Here is a 1,979-nt window from a genome sequence, read left to right as displayed (position 1 = left end):
CCAGAAACGCGCCGTGGTCGTGGATGATGCCATTGTCATCCGCCCGATGATGTATCTGGCCCTGAGCTACGATCATCGGCTCATCGACGGCAGGCAGGCGGTGGGATTTCTCAAAAGCATCAAGGAGCAGCTCGAACAGGTCGAAGCCGCCTCGCTCGGACTTTAGTCCTGCCCCTAACACCTGCACGCCGACAGTTACATTTGGCCAGCAAACACGAGGGCCGGGTTGGAAGACCCGGCCCTCTGTCCTTCTTCATTTCCTTATTTCATCTCAGCAGGGATGGACGCTGCCGCTCCCTACCACTTTCGGTTTGCTGTAGCGTTTCATGGTCTGTCCTTTCTACTTACCAAGGAGTGACATTGTTCCAACCCGCCCCGGTACCCGACTCGCTTGGGTCGCCTACCCGGTGGCAGTTCTGGGCGCTGGTAAGATTTGACTTATGCCTGTTTCGGTTATTGGACCCATACTGGCTCGAATTCCTGGTCCCCTGGTTGTCATCCCAGGTATTGTGTTTGGTGTCGAGACAGTTGGTAATCATCAACCGCGGCAAGCGCGAGGCATGCGGATTGTGGCACTTGGAACAGGGGAACTTGTGATACTGGGTGTCGATAGTGTTTGAATCAACCGTCGCACCCCAGCTGTAATAATTGTATCGTTTCAACTCTCCAGGAGCACCATAAAGGAGCGGCGCCCAGTTATCTGAGTTCTTTTCACCATTTCGGAAACCATAACTGCCGCTGTCTCCTGGCTCTTTAGCCCCCTGGAATGCCATCGCTGGGTTTGTACTGTTGCCTCGGGTCCCACCCCGCAGATCGAAGATATTGGCCTTATATTTTCCCGTCCCGCCGATCACCGCGTTACTGTGACCATTGGTCCCAACCCAGTCCGTACTGGCTGTTCCGTAATAGTTCATATCATCGACATTGGTTCCATGGCACAAGGTACAGAGACCAGCGTTGTTGGCTAGTGACCAGGTCGTAAGGTTTAGATAACTCCCAGAAGTAGTTCGGTTCTGGTCAATGTAATAGCCACCGGTAGCCCGAGGCGGGGTACCACTATTACCACGCGGCACAGCACCAAAACGGTAGCTGGTGCTGCTGGTATAAGAGGAACTGCTCTGGGGGGCACCGTCTTCGGGATAAGGGTTGCCCATCCAGGTGCCACGCAGATAGGGTTTCCCATCCGGACCGAAGGTGTTGTGGACATCGTGACAATAACTGCAGCGGATAGACGCAACAGTATCGACACCCGATTGCGCTCCGGTGTTATTCGACGCTGCATGGGTGGACTGGATCTGCCCCGTCTTGTATCCGAATATCGGCGTGGCCGACTTCCAATAGGCGCCTACCCAGTTCGAGGTCGGCTTTGTTGCAGCAGCATCACTGTAAATTGTGCCAAAGTCATAATTCGGCTCGGCACCATTGGTGTCGGTATTGGTTCCCCACTCACTCACACCATTGGCATCGTGGCAGCCCCAGCATATCTCCGCCTCAGTCGTCGCAGTAGTCGCGGTACCACCAAGATAAATACCACCGTGGGAGGTGTAGTTGATCCCCACAGTACTGTTGTTAGCAATCAGATTCGGATTGCTCATTTCTCCTGTATGGAACCCATGGCACTTCTTGCACTGGGTCGCCCAGTCGGTGCTGGCGCTAAAGGTGTCGCTGGTTGAGGCCTTGAGATGCGCGCCGTAGGACTCCCCGGTAAAGCCGGAGTTACCGCTCGGCCAGACCACGGTCGGGCCGCTGCCGCCCGGGCCGTGGCAGACATCGCAGCTGCCGGCGCCGAAGTCGCCGAAGCCGACGTTCCACTTGGAATCGGCCAGCTTGTGGTTGCTGGCGGCGCCGCCGTGGCAGGCGTTGTCGCAGCCCCAGTTGGCCTGGTTGTAGCCGGCGCCGGTGCTCGGGCTCGGACCGTTCATGGTGATCACGCCGTTGCCGTGATCACCGGTGCCCCAGGTGGCGTTGTAGTTGGCGTT

At 56.7% G+C, this 1,979-nt stretch carries 3 protein-coding genes; 2 read left to right on the top strand and 1 reads right to left on the bottom strand.

All coding sequences use genetic code 11. The features are described 5' to 3' along the window. A partial coding sequence (locus D6694_03890) for a dihydrolipoamide succinyltransferase (GenBank protein ID RMH46105.1) occupies positions 1-166 on the top strand: 166 nt, incomplete at its 5' end. Positions 167-344: 178 nt separating this feature from the next. Here the strand turns inward: D6694_03890 and D6694_03885 are convergent. Further along, on the bottom strand, positions 345-1,595 hold the full coding sequence (locus D6694_03885; protein ID RMH46104.1) for a hypothetical protein: 1,251 nt from the start codon (positions 1,593-1,595) through the stop codon (positions 345-347). 87 nt (positions 1,596-1,682) lie between these two features. Between D6694_03885 and D6694_03880 the strand changes: the two genes are divergently transcribed. After that, on the top strand, positions 1,683-1,979 hold a 297-nt coding region (locus tag D6694_03880), incomplete at its 3' end, for a hypothetical protein (protein RMH46103.1).

This window comes from Gammaproteobacteria bacterium, assembly GCA_003696665.1.
Classification (GTDB): Bacteria; Pseudomonadota; Gammaproteobacteria; order Enterobacterales.
This window is presented reverse-complemented; position numbering and strand designations above follow the sequence as displayed.

Bases quoted from the DNA above. Each gene is read 5' to 3' on its own strand.
- D6694_03885 (RMH46104.1), bottom strand. From the start codon at position 1,595: ATGAGCAATCCGAATCTGATTGCTAACAACAGTACTGTGGGGATCAAC.